Genomic DNA, 15,830 nt, shown 5'->3' with positions numbered 1-15,830 from the left:
GGTTGGGGTATTTTCAGCCAACAGAAGGGTCAAGCGCTTTGTGCCATGCGTTGGGCAAGCTTAAGTGCTTCGATCAGGCTGGTGGGTGTGGCGATGCCTTGGCCTGCGATATCCAGTGCGGTGCCGTGATCGGGTGAGGTGCGGATAAAGGGAAGGCCAAGCGTCACGTTGACCCCGCGATCGAAATCCAGCGTTTTGATCGGGATCAGTGCCTGATCGTGATACATCGCAATCGCCGCGTCATAACGGGCGCGCGCAGCGGCGTGGAACATCGTATCGGCAGGGTGTGGCCCGGTAACGGTATAGCTGTCGTAAGGGAGGTCGGCGATCAGGGGCGCAATCCAGTCCAACTCTTCATGGCCCATCTTCCCGCCTTCACCGGCGTGGGGGTTCAGACCCGCGATGGCAATACGAGGATGCGCGATACCGAATTGATTGCGCAGTCCTTGGACGGTGATTGCGATGGTGTCGCGCAGCAGGTCCGGGGTCAGAGCCGAAGGCACCTGGGACAGCGCGATATGGATGGTTGCGGGCACCACGCGCAATTGCGCGCTGGCCAGCATCATGACCACCCGGTCCAGACCGGCGAGGGCGGCGAGAAATTCGGTATGGCCGGGATAAGCGAAGCTGGCGCCGTCGATCAGGGCTTTCTTGTGGATCGGCGCGGTACAAAGCGCCGAGGCCGCACCGGATTGCACCAGCGAAACACCGCGCTCAATAGCGGCGATGACTGAGGGCGCGTTGGCCGGATCGGGTTGGCCGGGGACATTGGGTGCAGGAAAGTCCAGTTGCAGAACCGGCAGTGCCGAGGCGCTGATTTTAACAGATTCGGACGGGTCAGTTATGCGAACAACCGGCGTTCCCGACGGCAAGTGGGTCGCGTCACCGATATAGAAAAACGGGCATGTGTCGCGAAGGTCCGACCACGCTTTGGCTGCGATTTCCGGGCCTATTCCGGCCGGGTCACCACAGCTGAGCGCGATTGGGGATGTCATTGCTCGACGATGTTTGCTTCGGCGCGCAGCTGCGCCACAAGGCTGTTAGCAAAAGCCTCGAGACGTTGTTGCGTCAGCGCGTTGGCAACGTCCACTCGCGATGTCTCTTCGCCCAGATCACGGGTGCGGGTGCAGAGCATCAGGAACATCAGGGTCTGGCCATTGTTGCGGGTCAGCGTGGTGGACACCTCATTCAGGTCAAGCTTGGCAAGCTCCAGCGCCACGTCACGCGGAATCTCACCGGGGCTGGCCTGAATCCGTTGCAATACTTCTGGTGGTTGGTCCTTGGCGATGCCGTAGAGGTCATCGCAGGTGTCAATTTCTTCTCTGAGTTTGGCCGCCCGTGCCAGGGTTTCAGCACTACGGCCACCGGCCATATTATAGATCGCGTAGTCTATCTCGGAATAGTTGGTCGCGCTGGTCGCGACCTCACGCAGTCCGCGCATCTGGAACAGCGCAATGGCGTTGGGCAACGAAAGCGGCTGTGTGATCTCTCCGTCCTTCAAACCCAGGATCACCGGTTGCAGCGCTGGCGGCAGGCTGGTGAGGCTCAGCCAGTCAAGTCGTCCACCATTATCGCGGGTGGCTGCCGCTGAATATTGTGTGGCTGCGGCGGAAAACGAGTCAAACCCCTGCAGTTGGGCAATCTCTTGGGCAAGCAGATCAGCCTGGGCAATGGTTTGCTGGTTCACTGGGATAATGATTTCGGACAGCAGCACCTGCAGGCCACCGCTGTCAGTTTGACCCAGGGCGCGGTTGATCTCGTCCTCGGACGGGCGAGCCTGTGACAGGAAACGCGCACTGACATAGTCGCGCCAAGCAACCTGATCGGCCACGAAATCCCGAACGGTTTCGCGATCAACACCCTGATCGGCGAGCAGTTGCAGGAACCGGTCAGTCGACAATTGCCCACGCGCGGCAAATTCGTCGATGCCGACCTGAATGTCTTCGGGGGCGGCCTGGATCCCGGCCTCGCGCATAATTTGGCGGCGCAACCTTTCGTCGATCAATGCATCACGCACTTCGGCGTCGGATGCACCGGGGGCGCCCAGTGCGGTCAGGAATTGTTGCCGTTGTGACAGCTCGTACCAGGTGATGATGTCTTGATTGACTTTGATCGCCGGGGAAAACAGGCTTTGGGCACCAGCTTGTGGCGACGTCAAAGCCAGCGCAGCCCCGATCAGCATTGGGGCGACCGGTTTAAGCCAACCGGAGCGGAGGAAACTGGTGAAACCTGAAATCAACTGCATCTTCTCTTGTACTGTTGGCCGCCACTGTTAACGGAGTACCCCGTCAAGGCTACGGTAAAGCCGAATTCTGTCGAAGGCTCAATACTTGATGATGAAGTAAAGCGCCTACTGACATTCATGTTAACCTGTACGCATTCATTCTGATACGTCACCCCCAACCCATAGCGGATCGGTTCGGATTCGCTTAGGTCATAACGCGCCAGGGCACGTGTGTTCCAGTTCTGATCCACCCGGTAACGTCCGGTCAACCGAACTTCGGAAATCTCGTCGTCGATACCTTCAGCCGGGTCCGGCTCTTGCCAGCCATAGCTTCCGGTGAAGCCGACCCGCGGCTGTTGCCAGCCGACCCGCAGTTCGGCTTTGGAAAAGCTGAAATCTCCGTTCAACAAGCCACGGCCGGCCAGACGCCAGCCGTTATTGGTTTGAATCTGACCTGCCAGCAGCAAGTCTGAGGTTGTCCCCTGCAAGCCCGAGGTCAGGTTGAAACTGGGGTCAGCATCCGCGCGGTACACTTGACCAATCGTGGCAAGAGCCCGCCAACCGCCGGCTGCGTAGCGAGACCAGTTCAGGCCCACAACGCCGGTCACGCCGTCTTCGCGCCGGTCGGGGGCTGGAAAGCGGGACAGGGACAGCAAGTTACCCTGATCGAATTCCTGAAACGTACTTTCGTCATTTGGCACGTCATCGTCCGAGACATGAGTCCAGCCGATCTGGGCAATCGGTTCCAATATCTGCGTCGCCCCTGATGACTCGCGCTTGCGCATCGGATAACGCAGTGTCAAAGCCGCACGTGGCGTGGTGCGCGTTACGTTGTCAGGGAAATCGCTGTCGTGACGAATGTTGAAAGCATCGACCGACGCGCCAGCTCGCACCTCAGCCCGAAGGCCCGACGCAAAAGTCCAGTCGCGCAGCCATTCGGCATCAAAGGTGGCACGAGCAACGTCCCGTCCGACGATATCCTCGTCACTGGTACGTTCATGCGCGTGAGTAACAAAGCCCAACCGAACCTCGCCGCCCACAGAGGTCGGGAACAGGCGCTTTTCATAAAACAGATCAAAGATCCGTGACGGGATTTCGTCCTGTTCCTCGCTATCGCGCAGGGTTTTATAGTGGGTGAAACTGGTACGGAACGCCGTGTCGCGTTTGATCCGTTCCAGCGCAACTTCGCTACGCAGCCGATCCAGATCTGGCAGGCCATAATCGGCCAGATAAGCATCGTCTGACGTTGTTCTGATGTTGAAAAGGAACCGATAACCGTCGTTCAGGTTGAACCAGCCATTGGCAAACAAGTATCCGCGATCTTCACCCGGCTGCAGATCATCGCGGGTATAGGCACCCTCAAGCTGGATGCGCCCCCTTTTAAAGGCCTGTCGATAGCGAAACCCAAGTGTATTGGTCTTGGACGAGACATAGGGCGTCAGTGTCAGATCCTTGTGGTCACCCAGCTTGATGAAATACGGCACCTGGACGCCAGTGCCCAACTGCGAGGTGGTTCGGATCGACGGTACCAAGAACCCGGTGGCCCTCTCGAGCGTCGGGTCCGGCAGTCGCAGATAGGGGAAATAGAACACTGGCACATCCAGCACCCGAAGCTGCGCCCCTTCAAAATAGAGTTGCCGTTCCAGTTGATCATGCGTGACCTTGCGGGCACGGATCTGCCAGATCGGCGGTTTGCCATTCGCGCAGACATGGCACGAGGTGGCCGAAACTTTGCTGAACTGCGTATACCTGCCCGCCCCGCGCGTGGCCTGAACCGAAGCAATCTGCACCTGCTGGTCGAACACCATCCGCGCGCCGATCAGCAGGCCATTCTGAATACCGTCATCCAGTTCGGCCGAGTCCGCCAGGATTGTCGTATCACCGGCCTGATCGATACGGATTGGCCCCTCAAGTGTCAGCGCGCCGGTATCGCGGTCATAGGTGATGCGGTCAGCGGTGATTTTGATGTCACCCTGAAAAGCTTCGACATTGCCTTCAGCCACCAGCACGCGTTCGGGTGTGATGAAGATTTCGTCAGCCACCAGCAGGGCGGGCTGGTCCTCTTGCTGGGTATCCTGCGCCGGGCCAGGGGCTGATTGGGTCTGGGCGGCGGCACCTGTTGGCATTGCCAGAGCCACAGCGCCGGACAGCAAAAGACTTGATATGAGCCGCATCAGCCGTCCTCCGCATGGAGAAGAAGGCCAAGGGAAAGAAGAATGGCTGCAAAGGGCGGAGCCCAGGCTGCGACGAAGATTGGCAATTGACCGTTTTCTCCGAGTATTTGGGCAAAGTTGCGAACGAAGTAGATTGAGAATCCCAAAAGCACTGCGGACAGAACCGCGATGCCGGTACCGCCAAAACGGACATGGCGCATGGTAAAGGCCGCGCCGATCATCACCATGGCCACCAGAAAAAGCGGTCGCGCAAGTTGAACCTGCAACCAGACCTCATATTGCTTGGTGGAAAATCCGGCTTCGCGGAGATCACGGATAAGCTGCGGCAAGTCGTAGACGGATACGGAATCCTGCTGGCCCAGTGTGTCCAGAATGCGCTGGCGCGTCAGCGTGGTGGGAATTTCGATGCGCTGATGTGTTTGAGCTGTCGCCTCAGGGTTCATATCATCCGCCAGAGACCAGATCTTGGCATTGTGCAATATCCAAGACCCGTTCGACAGCTGTGCCCGATTGGCATTGATTTGCTGTGTTGGTTTACCATCCGGCGAAAATGTAACGATCGTTACGCCGGTTAGTTCCAACGCATCCGCATTTGTGGTGCCGCGCGCGTGGATGACCGATTGCCCATTTTCCGAACCCTGCCGCAACCAAAGCCCCTCGCTGGTGATCGACAGCGCCGAGTTGCCTTTGTCTTTGTAGGCATCAGACAGGCGTCGGTACTCCTCGGACGTGGCGGCGGTGATCGGGTTCAGCAAGGCCACCGCGAGGGTCCCAATGATCAATGCCAACGTGACCGGAGCCAGCAGCGCCCGGATACCGGACCGCCCGATTGCGCGTGTCACCACCAGTTCGGAATTGCGCGCCAAGCCGATGAACAATGCAATGGTGGCAAGGATGACCAGCAAAGGCAGCATCTCGCTGATCGCTGCGGGTGAATTCAGCAAGGTCAGGTGCAGCAGCGTGCCAAAGGACAGCCCCTCTGAGTTGAACCGGCGGGCTTGTTCGACCAGATCGATCAGAATCAGCAGCGTTAGAAAAATGCCGCCAATGACCAGAAAGCTTTGCATGAACCGGCGGGCGAAATAGCGGTCGAGGATCACGATTGTGCCTCCGCCTTGATCCGGCAGCAGGTGAAATCGGCACCGAAAAGGCCAGAATCACCTTCGCCTGCGCGGATGCGCAACGGCATATGCCTGCCCTGTCTCGCCAATTTGTTCTCCCCCGATCCTGCCGGAATTTTTCCGCGACTGTAATGCAATTGGCACGCGGGGAAAACTGCTATCTGGTCAAGCCGCGCGGTGCGGGCTAGGTCTTGGGGAACAGTTTTTGAGGAGTTCGCAATGAGCAGTCTTGTCCCGATCCGGTTTCAGCCCTTTGATACGGATGCAATGGCGCAAGCCGAAGGCCGGGTGGCGGTAATCATCCCATCGGACGGCAAGATGAGCCCCGCGGTGCGCCGGGCCAACCGTCTGACCCGTGGCGCGGTGGCGCGTCTGGTGGAAAGTCCCCGGTTTGAAAAGGTAAAGACGGGCGATGTGATCTCGATGGCTTGGCCTGGTGGAATGGCGGCAGAGGCGCTGGATATCGTGATCCTGCCCCGCCGTCCTGATCCGGCCGAGGCCCGCAAGGCGGGCGCGGCGCTGGCCAAGCTGGCAGGGGGCAAGGACGTGCTGGTGATGGCAGGCAATCAGGTCCGGACCGAAGATCTGACTATGGGCATCGTGCTGCGTACCTATGATTTCGACGCGCACAAGACCAAAGAGGCGGAAGAGGTTGGCACTGTCACCATCAGTCACCAGAAACCCGACGAGGTCGAAGCCGCCTTTGCCCCGCAATACGCCGTGGCCGATGGGGTGCGGATGACCCGTGATCTGACCAACGAGCCTGCTAACGTCCTGACCACCACTGAATTCGCCGACCGTTTGGCCGAGATGGCGGAGCTGGGCCTTGAGGTTGAGGTTCTGGAAGAGGACAAACTGGCCGAGTTGGGCATGCGTACGCTGCTGAGCGTCGGGCAGGGTTCGGTCAGCCCCTCGAAGGTTGTGGTGATGCAGTGGAACGGCGGTGACAAGGACGACGCGCCACTGGCTCTGGTGGGTAAGGGTGTCGTGTTCGACACCGGTGGTATCTCGCTGAAACCCGCAGGCGGCATGGAAGACATGACCATGGATATGGGCGGTGCGGGCGTTGTCGCTGGCACCATGCGTGCGTTGGCCAAGCGCAAGGCCAAGGCCAACGTGGTCGGTCTGGTCGGACTGGTCGAAAACATGCCGTCCGGCAATGCCAGCCGTCCGGGCGATGTGGTCAAGTCGATGAAGGGCGACACGGTTGAGATCATCAACACCGACGCCGAAGGGCGTTTGGTTCTGTGCGATGTGATGTGGTACACGCAAGAGCGGTTCCAACCGGTGGGCATGATCGATCTGGCCACGCTGACCGGCGCGGTGATCATTGGTCTGGGCCACGAGAATGCCGGTGTATTTTCCAACAATGACACGTTCTGCGATGCCTTCCTGAAATCGGCCAAGGCCGAGGATGAAGGCGCGTGGCGCCTGCCGCTGGGCGAAGGGTACGACAAACAGTTGAAGTCGCGCATTGCTGATATGAAAAATGTCGGCGGTCGCCCGGCAGGCTCGATCACAGCGGCGCAATTCCTGCAGCGTTTTGTGAAAGAAGAAACGCCTTGGATTCACCTCGATATTGCGGGTGTGGCCTCGGTGTCGTCGGAAACATCCTATGCGCCCAAAGGGGCAACCGGCTGGGGCGTTCGCGCGCTCAGCCGTTTGGTGCAGGATAGCTTCGAGTAATCGTATGGGGGCCGTCTATTTCTACCACCTGACCCGTCAGCCCTTGGAACACACCTTGCCGGTGCTGCTGGACAAGGCGCGGCAGGCTGGGTGGAAGATTGCCGTGCGGGGCACAGATCCGGCACGGATGGACTGGCTGGATGAAAAGCTGTGGCTGGGGCCCGAGGACGGGTTCCTGCCACATGGGCGCGAAGGTGGCCCGCATGACGCGGCGCAGCCTGTTTTGCTGACTACCGGGCCTGAGGCAGCCAATGAACCGGCCTGTGTCATGGCCGTGGACGGCGCGCCGGTAAACGCCGACGAGGTGGCTTCGCTGGAGCGTGTCTGCATCCTGTTCGATGGCAATGATGATATGGCTGTCCAGCAGGCGCGCGGCCAGTGGAAAGCACTAACTAGCGCGGGTTGTTCGGCGCAATACTGGTCCGAGGAATCGGGCCGGTGGGAGAAGAAGGCCGAGGCTTAAGAGGCTGATCTTAAAAGCTTTCCGGAGACTGACAAATGGAAACAAGACCATTAGGCCGCACGGGAATTTCGGTGACAGACTTATGTCTGGGTACGATGACCTTTGGCACACAGACGTCCGAGGCGGATGGTCACAAGCAGTTGGATATGGCGCTGGCAGCCGGGATCAATTTCGTTGATACGGCGGAGATGTATCCGGTGAACCCGATCGCAAGGGAAACCGTCGGTCGGACCGAAGAGATTCTGGGCAGCTGGAACGCTGCCAACCCGTCCCGTCGTGCAGATTACGTACTGGCAACCAAACACTCGGGGGCAGGGTTCGCCCACGCCCGCGATGGCGCGCAGATTTCGGGAAAGACGATCCCCGAAGCGATCGAAGGCTCACTGCGGCGGCTGCACACGGATTGCATTGATCTCTATCAGTTTCACTGGCCGAACCGCGGCAGTTACATGTTCCGGCAAAACTGGAATTACGCACCTTCGGGGCACAACACCAACGAAGTATTGGACAACATGCAGGATTGCCTTGAGGCCCTGCAAGTACAGGTCGACAAGGGCAATATCCGCGCCTTTGGCCTGTCCAACGAAAGCGCTTGGGGTACGGCGCAATGGCTGCGGATTGCCGAGCAGATGGGCGCGCCGCGTGTGGCCTCGGTTCAGAATGAGTATTCGATTCTATGCCGGCACTTCGATACGGATATGGCGGAACTCAGTGTGCATGAAGATGTGGGCTTGATGGCCTTTTCTCCCTTGGGGGCGGGATTTCTGACCGGCAAGTATCAGGGTGATGCGGTGCCCGTCGGATCACGTATGTCGCTGGTGCCCGAGATGGGCGGGCGCACCGGTCCACGCGTGTTTGGTGCCGTGGCGGCTTATCTGGAGATTGCTGAGCGGCATGGGTTGGACCCGGTGCATATGGCACTGGCCTGGTGTCGGACGCGGCCGTTCATGATGTCCGCTATTTTCGGCGCGACCTCGGTGGCACAGCTGGAGCATATCCTGGCCGGTAAGGACTTGCGGCTGTCCGATGAGGTCGTGGCAGAAATCGGTCAGGCGCACCGAACGCATCCGATGCCCTTTTAGGGGGCTCTGCCACCTACGCGCTGCGCGCGCGCGCCCCGAGATATTTTTAGCCAGATGAAGAAGATCCCGTCAGTGATGGGTGGGCTGGATGCGTTCCTGCCGCAGGTCACGGGCCGAGAGGCCGTGTGCGGTACGGAAAGCACGTGCAAAGCTGGATTGTGAGGCGAACCCCGTAGCCAGGGCCACATCCATCAGCGGCATGTCGGTGTCGGTAACCAGGCGGCGGGCCTCGGCCAGGCGTAACTGCAGATAGTGGTCTTGCGGCGTTGTGTTCAGGCGCAGGCGAAATTGCTGCTGCAGGGTGCGGGGGCTGGTGCCGAGGGTTTCGGCGATGTCCGCCAGTGGCAGAGGCTCGTCCAGCGAAGATTCCATCAAGGTGTTCGCCTTGGCCGTCAGCGCCGTATGGCGGTGTGGGGCACCGGTCCGGCTTTGCGGTTTTGTGGGCTCGGGCGCACCGTCGTACAGGAAAAGACCCGAGACGCGGGCAGCAAAACCGGCACCGTGGCGGGCGGCGATAATGTGCAGCATCATTTCGACCGCTGGGATAGCGCCACCTGAGGTCAGGCGATTTCCGGATACGGTGAACCGGTCGGGGCGCACATCAACATCGGGGAAGCGGGCGGCGAAATTGTCCAAGTCTTCCCAGTGGGTTGTGGCGGCGTGTCCATCCAGCAGGCCAGCCTCGGCCAACAACCAGGGGCCTCCGTCGATGCCCGCCATGGTGGCACCAGTGCCCGCAATACGGCGCAGTCCGGCCAGCAAACTGGGTGTGGCGTGTCGGGCCAGTTGGAACCCCGCGACAACGATCATCAGATCGCAGCTTTGCAACCGTGCCAGCGGAACACCCGGTACGTTCAGTGCGCTGGTCAACATTGCAGGCTCTGTCGTGGCGGTCACGTAGTCCCAATCGAAAGCAGGACGATCTGCCAAACGGTTGGCAGCCCGCATCGGATCAACGGCTGACGCGAAGCTGAGCGTGTTGCATTCGTCCAGAACCAGCACGGCCGTTTTCAGAGCGCGATGTTCGGGTTGGAGTATGTTTTTTGCGGATTTCATCAAGTTCGATTCGCATTCTGGCAAGTGTTTCCACAAGGCTGCGTCAGAGTCGGGGGTGAACGCAAATCAGAATCCGTGGAGAAGCCTGGGGAAAACTCATGGCAAAACCGGGTATAACTTGGGGAAAACACAATGCCTCTGGAAATGAACCGCGAAGTCTTCATCACTTGCGCCGTTACCGGCTCGGGAGGGACACAGGATCGCAGCCCACATGTGCCGCGCTCACCCAAGCAAATCGCCGACAGTGCGATTGCCGCAGCCAAGGCCGGGGCGGCGGTGGTGCATTGCCATGTACGCGACCCTGAAACCGGTGTACCCAGCCGCCGTCTGGACCTGTATCGCGAAGTCACGGACCGCATTCGCGAGGCTGAGGTTGACGTCGTTCTGAACCTGACCGCCGGGATGGGTGGGGACATGGTGTTTGGCCCAACCGAATCTCCGCTGCCGCTGCGCGAGGACGGGACTGATATGATCGGTGCAGCCGCGCGGGTCGAACATGTTGCGGAATGCCTGCCGGAGATCTGCACGCTGGACTGCGGCACCATGAACTTTGCCGAAGCCGATTACGTCATGACCAACACGCCGGGCATGCTGCAGGCGATGGGTCGGATGATGACACATTTGGGCGTGAAGCCGGAGATCGAAGCCTTTGACACCGGCCATCTGTGGTACGCCAAGCAGTTGGTGAAGGACGGTGTTCTGGGCAGCCCGGCTTTGGTGCAACTTTGCATGGGCGTGCCGTGGGGCGCGCCGGATGACTTGAACACCTTCATGGCGATGGTCAACAACGTGCCGGATGACTGGACGTTCAGCGCGTTTGCTCTGGGCCGCAATCAGATGGCTTATGCCGCGGCGGCTGTATTGGCGGGCGGCAACGTGCGCGTCGGGCTTGAGGATAACCTGTGGCTGGACAAGGGCGTGCTAGCCGAGAATTGGCAACTAGTCGAACGCGCCGGAACCATTATCGAGAACATGGGCGCGCGGGTGATCGGTGCGCAGGAAGTGCGCGAGAAATTGGGTCTGGTGAAACGGGCGCCAGTGGCGAAGTGATGCCGTTCCGGTTGGTGTGTCTGATTTGTGCCGCGCCACTGAGTGCGGAAACTCCTGATGCTGTCGATGAGTATTTGGCGACCCAGACGGGGCTGTGTGCACAATTGAAGGAAAACGTCTTTTCGGTGCCATTTTGGATACATCGGCACAGCCTGGGTGGATGTCGCGTGAACAGCGTACAGCCACTTTCGGCGACCTATGCTCTTGACGTGGTTTGCGAAGATGAAGGTGAAGTCTTGCTAAACGAGACTTGGGAAATGGAACAGTTGGGCAAAACGAAATTCACAATACGTGACGCTGTCGGAGGGATCTTCGGCACTTTGGATTGTAGTGAGGAACAATGACAAAAACAGCAGCGATCATTGGCGGCGGCGTCATCGGCGGCGGATGGGCCGCAAGATTTCTACTGAACGGCTGGAACGTCCGGGTGTTCGACCCGGACCCCGAGGCCGAGCGTAAGATTGGTGAGGTTCTGGATAATGCGCGCCGCTCGTTGCCGGGGCTGAGCGATGTGCCATTGCCGACCGAGGGATCTCTGACGTTCTACGAAGATATGTCGGAGGCCGTGCAGGGTGCCGCCTGGATACAGGAAAGCGTGCCTGAACGGCTGGACCTGAAACTGAAGGTCTACAAGGGGTTGCAGGAGGTTTGTGATCCAGATGCGATCATAGGCTCCTCGACCAGCGGATTTAAACCGTCCGAATTGCAGGAGGGCGCGTTGAGGCCCGAGCAGATCGTGGTGACGCACCCGTTCAACCCGGTCTATCTGCTGCCGTTGATTGAGCTAGTCCCAACCGGCAAAAACTCGGCCGAGATGGTTGCCAAGGCGCAAGAACTGCTGAAGTCCGTCGGGTTTTTCCCGCTGCACATCAAGAAAGAAATCGACGCGCATATCGCTGACCGATTTCTTGAGGCCGTTTGGCGCGAGGCATTGTGGTTAGTCAAGGACGGCATCGCCACGACCGAAGAGATCGACGAGGCCATCCGCATGGGCTTTGGCATTCGCTGGGCGCAGATGGGCCTGTTTGAAACCTATCGCGTGGCCGGAGGTGAGGCCGGGATGCGGCACTTCATGGCTCAGTTCGGGCCAGCGTTGAAATGGCCGTGGACCAAGTTGATGGACGTGCCGGACTTTACTGATGAACTTGTCGACCTGATCGCGGATCAGTCGGACGCGCAGTCGGGCATGCACTCGATCCGCGAACTGGAGCGGATCCGTGACAACAACCTTGTGGGCATGATGCGCGCGCTCAAAGCGCAGAATTATGGCGCAGGGGCGGTGCTGAACCAGCATGACGCGCTGTTGAAACCCGGCGCGTTGCCAACGCTGGAACAGGCAGACCTAAGCCAGCCGATCCTGACACTGGCCCGCGCGGTGCCGTTGGACTGGACCGATTACAACGGCCACATGAACGAGGCGCGGTATCTGGAAGCCTTCGCCGCCGCGACCGACCGGTTCATGGAGATCATCGGCTGCGATGCGGATTACATCACCTCGGGCGGTAGCTATTTCACCGCTGAAAACCACATCCGGTATGTCGACGAAGCACACGCAGGCGCCAAGATCGAAGTTCGCACGCAGATGCTGTTGGGGCAGGGCAAGAAACTGCACGTATTCCACAGCATGTATGAGGGCGACAAGCTGCTGGCCACGGGCGAAAGCTTCCTGCTGCATGTCAGCCTTGAATCTCGTCGCCCCAGCGCACCGTCGCCGGAAATCGAGGCCTCCATGACGCGGATCGCCGATGCGCAGGCAGGGTTGCCCTACCCCGAAGGCGCGGGCGCCGCGATCCGGAAACCCGCATGACCCGGCGGGTTCTGATTACAGCTGGCGCCTCGGGCGTTGGCCGTGCCATGGCCGAAGCATTTGATGATGCAGGCTATGGTGTTTGGATCACGGATATTGACGAGGCTGCTTTGAATACGGTGCCGGATCACTGGGAGGCTCGTCGCGCCGATGCCGCAAGTGAGTCCGATATGGGCGCCGTTTTTCAGGATATCGCAGCCGAAGGTGGATTGGATGCGCTGTGCGCCAATGCAGGCACGGCAGGACCGACAAACGCGATCGAGGATATCGGGTTGGCAGATTGGCGGTCCTGCGTTTCGGTCAACCTCGAGGGCGCTTTTCTGGCCGTGAAACATGCAGCCCCCTTGATGAAGACCGTGCAGGCGGGCAGCATCACCCTGACGTCGTCAACTGCTGGTCAATACGGGTACCCGTACCGCGCGCCATATGCAGCGGCGAAATGGGCGGTGATTGGCCTGATGAAAACCCTCGCGATGGAACTTGGCCCCCACGGTATTCGCGCCAATGCGATTTGTCCTGGAGCGGTTGAAGGCCCACGGATGGAGGGTGTGCTGGCGCGCGAAGCGGCCGCAAAAGGTATGACCCGCGATCAGGTCTATGCGGGGTATGCTTCGGGTACCTCGATGGGGCGCTTTGTTGAAGGTCACGATATCGCAAACATGGCCGTGTTCCTCGCCTCGGATGCGGCGCGGCTAGTTTCGGGGCAGGTTATTGCCGTGGATGGGCACACGGTGAATCCAGATCCGAAAATCTAACTCGGTTTAGAAAACACACAGAACCCCAATGCCCTGGCGCAATAAGGGCATTGGTGATCGGCTTGGGGCAGGGCTTTTTCGAAACGCTGAAGCTAGCCCTGATTTGGCCCGCGAATTTGGCGGATGGTCTGGCGGACAGCTTGCCAGTCTAGCGTTTCCTGTCTATTTCCGGCGGCTTCACATTCGCGCATCTTTTGTGCGGCTTCCGCCTCGGCCCGGTCGCCGTGAACAGTATATAAGGCCCGTGCGTATTGAGCGGTCTGTAGTGCGTCCATTCCTGTCGTCCTCCGTCTGTGATCGGAATACCCGAAGGTTCGCGCCGAACGACGATAGCACAAGACAGGCTTAGGTGCATCCTTAGTGGTCGGAAATTTGCGAGCGCAGCCGTTTAAGGTGTTCTGAGAAGTCGCGCGCAGTCAGGTCAGCCTCGCGTACCAGTCGGTCGAAATGGCGGGTGAAGGTTTCGATCCGATCACGGTCCCGAAAGGCCATATAGTGGCTGCCGGCGTAGAAAACACACAGCAAGGGGCCGAAGATCGTGACCGGAGCGGAATAAAGCCGTTTTGCGTCAAACAGATAGATCCTAAGACGCGGGTAGAGCTGTTGGCAAATCTCCAGCAGATGGTCGATCTGTTCCAACCGGATTTTGGGACAAAGACCGTCGTAATAGCCCCGCGCATGGACGAAACTATCGATTTCATACAGCGGCATGGCGATTTCATAGTCGGATTGCGCGCTGCGCATCCACATCAGCCGGTCAGCCGAGGCACCGATGGCCTGATCCGCCGTCCGCCCCAGATGCGGGGCATATTCCCACTCCAGCACCGCGCGGGTCTTTAACATGTCGGGCAAAGTCGCTGGAACATAACGGATTTTGTACCCTGCGGCTTCTTGATGCCACTCAAAGATGCGCTCATCCACCAGCGCACGTGGTGCTTCGGTCATTGTCAGCGAGCTGGCCAACAATTCCGCTGCGCTTTCGGGTCGGTCGGACAGGCACAGAAGCCAATCCGCCGAAACCCCCAGCGCCGAGGCGCAACTGCCTACCACATGTGCATTTGGCAAGCGCGCGCCTTCACCCGTCAAAAGCTGCGATACGGTCGAACGGTCCACCGCAATCTGACGCGCCAGCGCACTTTGACTGACGTGTCGCTCCTCCATCGCCCGGGCTAGACGAGAACGGAACTGTGCCGCGCGGTCTCTTTTGTCTATTTTTTCCTGCATATGTTTAAAAATATCACAGTTGATGAGTTTTGTTAATCATATTCAGAATTTTCAACGGATGCCGTGACCCATAATTTTGAAGACACAACAATAATATGGGTGACGGAATGGAAACACGGCGCAGATCAGTCGTGAAAGCGGTGCTGTGGAATGCGATGGGCTTGCTGGTGATGACACTGGTCGGGCTGGTCGCGACTGGCTCGGCGGCTGTGGGCGGGACACTGGCGATTGTAAATACGGCCATCGGATTGACGATGTACGTTATTTACGAGCGCGTCTGGGCCAAAATCTCATGGGGGCGCAATGTCTAGGCCCGCTGCACCCGAATGGGGCACGTTCGCCCTGATCCTGGCTTGCTATGGGGCGTGGTTGGCGGTGATTTTCCTGATGCCGGTTTGGCTGGCAATTCCGGTGATGGGTCTGGTTGCGGCGCTCCATTCCTCGTTGACGCATGAGGCGTTGCACGGCCACCCGTTTCGTACAAAATGGCTGAATGAGGCCCTGATGGCGCTGCCTCTGACCCTGTTCATCCCGTATCAAAGGTTCCGCGACCTGCATCTGGCTCATCACCGGGATGAGACGTTGACCGACCCCTATGACGATCCTGAAACCAACTATCTGGATCCACAGGTCTGGGGCGCATTGGCCGGGTGGCAGCGATGGCTGCTATCTGTGAACAACACATTGTTGGGGCGCATTGTGCTGGGTCCGGCGATTGGCCAATTCATATTCACGCGGAATGAATTGCGCGGTGCGTTGCTGGGCGACCTTGGCATCCTGCGGGCCTGGGCGCTACATCTGGTTGGGGTGGCCTTGGTTTTGTGGGTGGTCGGGCACTCGGCAATGCCGATTTGGGCGTATGTTCTGTCCGCCTATACCGGGCTGGGGCTGGTGAAGATCCGCACCTTCCTTGAACATCGCGCGCATGAAAATCCGCAGGCCCGTACTGTGATTATCGAAGATCGTGGGTTGCTGGCTTTTCTGTTTTTAAACAACAACCTGCATGTGGTTCATCACATGAATCCTGGTGCGCCCTGGTACCGCCTGCCTGCGCTATATCGCGCCAGCAAAGATCGGTATCAGACCCGGAATGAGGCTTATGTATACCGGTCTTACGCGCAGATCTTTAAGGCATATTTCCTGCGGGCCAAGGATCCGGTGGAACATCCTCTCTGGCCAAAGCCTTGA

15 protein-coding genes are annotated in these 15,830 nt (G+C 59.1%); 8 read left to right on the top strand and 7 right to left on the bottom strand.

Annotated elements, in window-relative coordinates:
- Window positions 1–29: 29 nt before the first annotated feature.
- From pdxA to lptG, 4 genes are read right to left on the bottom strand one after another with little or no spacing between them, the layout of a single operon-like run.
- Window positions 30–995, bottom strand: coding sequence for a 4-hydroxythreonine-4-phosphate dehydrogenase PdxA (pdxA, locus tag ACR0M2_RS06355; protein WP_480704318.1), 966 nt, complete (start codon window positions 993–995; stop codon window positions 30–32).
- Window positions 992–2,245, bottom strand: a complete 1,254-nt coding sequence (locus ACR0M2_RS06350) for a peptidylprolyl isomerase (RefSeq protein ID WP_170358812.1) — start codon at window positions 2,243–2,245, stop codon at window positions 992–994. The genes pdxA and ACR0M2_RS06350 overlap by 4 nt, the downstream gene beginning before the upstream one ends.
- Window positions 2,236–4,398: an LPS-assembly protein LptD gene (locus tag ACR0M2_RS06345; RefSeq protein ID WP_480704317.1), complete on the bottom strand. Its 2,163-nt coding sequence runs from the start codon at window positions 4,396–4,398 to the stop codon at window positions 2,236–2,238. Before ACR0M2_RS06345 ends, ACR0M2_RS06350 begins: the two co-directional genes overlap by 10 nt.
- Window positions 4,398–5,498, bottom strand: a complete 1,101-nt coding sequence (gene lptG / locus ACR0M2_RS06340; RefSeq protein WP_170348940.1) for an LPS export ABC transporter permease LptG — start codon at window positions 5,496–5,498, stop codon at window positions 4,398–4,400. Before lptG ends, ACR0M2_RS06345 begins: the two co-directional genes overlap by 1 nt.
- A 240-nt stretch (window positions 5,499–5,738) precedes the next feature.
- Here lptG and ACR0M2_RS06335 point away from each other — a divergent pair, with 240 nt between their 5' ends.
- From ACR0M2_RS06335 to ACR0M2_RS06325, 3 genes are read left to right on the top strand one after another with little or no spacing between them, the layout of a single operon-like run.
- Window positions 5,739–7,205, top strand: coding sequence for a leucyl aminopeptidase (locus tag ACR0M2_RS06335; protein ID WP_480704316.1), 1,467 nt, complete (start codon window positions 5,739–5,741; stop codon window positions 7,203–7,205).
- 4 nt (window positions 7,206–7,209) lie between these two features.
- Window positions 7,210–7,668: a DNA polymerase III subunit chi gene (locus ACR0M2_RS06330; protein WP_170358808.1), complete on the top strand. Its 459-nt coding sequence runs from the start codon at window positions 7,210–7,212 to the stop codon at window positions 7,666–7,668.
- A 35-nt stretch (window positions 7,669–7,703) separates the two neighbouring features.
- Window positions 7,704–8,750 (top strand): aldo/keto reductase, encoded by a 1,047-nt coding sequence (locus tag ACR0M2_RS06325; RefSeq protein WP_480704315.1) that lies wholly within the window; start codon window positions 7,704–7,706, stop codon window positions 8,748–8,750.
- Window positions 8,751–8,819: 69 nt separating this feature from the next.
- On the opposite strand, the gene ACR0M2_RS06320 is transcribed toward ACR0M2_RS06325, so the two are convergent.
- On the bottom strand, window positions 8,820–9,806 hold the full coding sequence (locus tag ACR0M2_RS06320) for a GlxA family transcriptional regulator (RefSeq protein WP_480704314.1): 987 nt from the start codon (window positions 9,804–9,806) through the stop codon (window positions 8,820–8,822).
- Window positions 9,807–9,938: 132 nt separating this feature from the next.
- On the opposite strand from ACR0M2_RS06320, the gene bcoG reads away from it, so the two are divergent.
- The 3 genes from bcoG (at window position 9,939) to ACR0M2_RS06305 (ending at window position 13,418) form a co-directional block, all read left to right on the top strand.
- A complete protein-coding gene (bcoG, locus tag ACR0M2_RS06315) occupies window positions 9,939–10,856 on the top strand; it encodes a 3-dehydrocarnitine:acetyl-CoA trimethylamine transferase BcoG (protein WP_480704313.1) in 918 nt (305 codons plus the stop codon).
- A gap of 340 nt (window positions 10,857–11,196) precedes the next feature.
- Entirely contained in the window at window positions 11,197–12,663 is a 1,467-nt protein-coding gene (locus ACR0M2_RS06310) for a carnitine 3-dehydrogenase (RefSeq protein WP_480704312.1), read from the top strand.
- Window positions 12,660–13,418 carry an SDR family oxidoreductase gene (locus ACR0M2_RS06305; RefSeq protein ID WP_480704311.1) on the top strand — a complete coding sequence of 253 codons (759 nt, stop codon included), beginning with the start codon at window positions 12,660–12,662 and terminating at the stop codon, window positions 13,416–13,418. Before ACR0M2_RS06310 ends, ACR0M2_RS06305 begins: the two co-directional genes overlap by 4 nt.
- Before the next feature lie 92 nt (window positions 13,419–13,510).
- On the opposite strand, the gene ACR0M2_RS06300 is transcribed toward ACR0M2_RS06305, so the two are convergent.
- Window positions 13,511–13,693: a hypothetical protein gene (locus ACR0M2_RS06300; protein WP_480704310.1), complete on the bottom strand. Its 183-nt coding sequence runs from the start codon at window positions 13,691–13,693 to the stop codon at window positions 13,511–13,513.
- 82 nt (window positions 13,694–13,775) lie between these two features.
- Entirely contained in the window at window positions 13,776–14,642 is an 867-nt protein-coding gene (locus ACR0M2_RS06295) for a helix-turn-helix domain-containing protein (RefSeq protein ID WP_480688098.1), read from the bottom strand.
- A 107-nt stretch (window positions 14,643–14,749) separates the two neighbouring features.
- Between ACR0M2_RS06295 and ACR0M2_RS06290 the strand changes: the two genes are divergently transcribed.
- On the top strand, window positions 14,750–14,953 hold the full coding sequence (locus ACR0M2_RS06290; RefSeq protein WP_170348929.1) for a DUF2061 domain-containing protein: 204 nt from the start codon (window positions 14,750–14,752) through the stop codon (window positions 14,951–14,953).
- Window positions 14,946–15,830: a fatty acid desaturase gene (locus ACR0M2_RS06285; RefSeq protein WP_480704309.1), complete on the top strand. Its 885-nt coding sequence runs from the start codon at window positions 14,946–14,948 to the stop codon at window positions 15,828–15,830. The genes ACR0M2_RS06290 and ACR0M2_RS06285 overlap by 8 nt, the downstream gene beginning before the upstream one ends.

It is taken from the genome of Ruegeria sp. BE10 (assembly GCF_056538905.1).
Note: the sequence above shows the minus strand (reverse complement) of the source record. Positions and strands in the feature narration are given on the sequence as shown.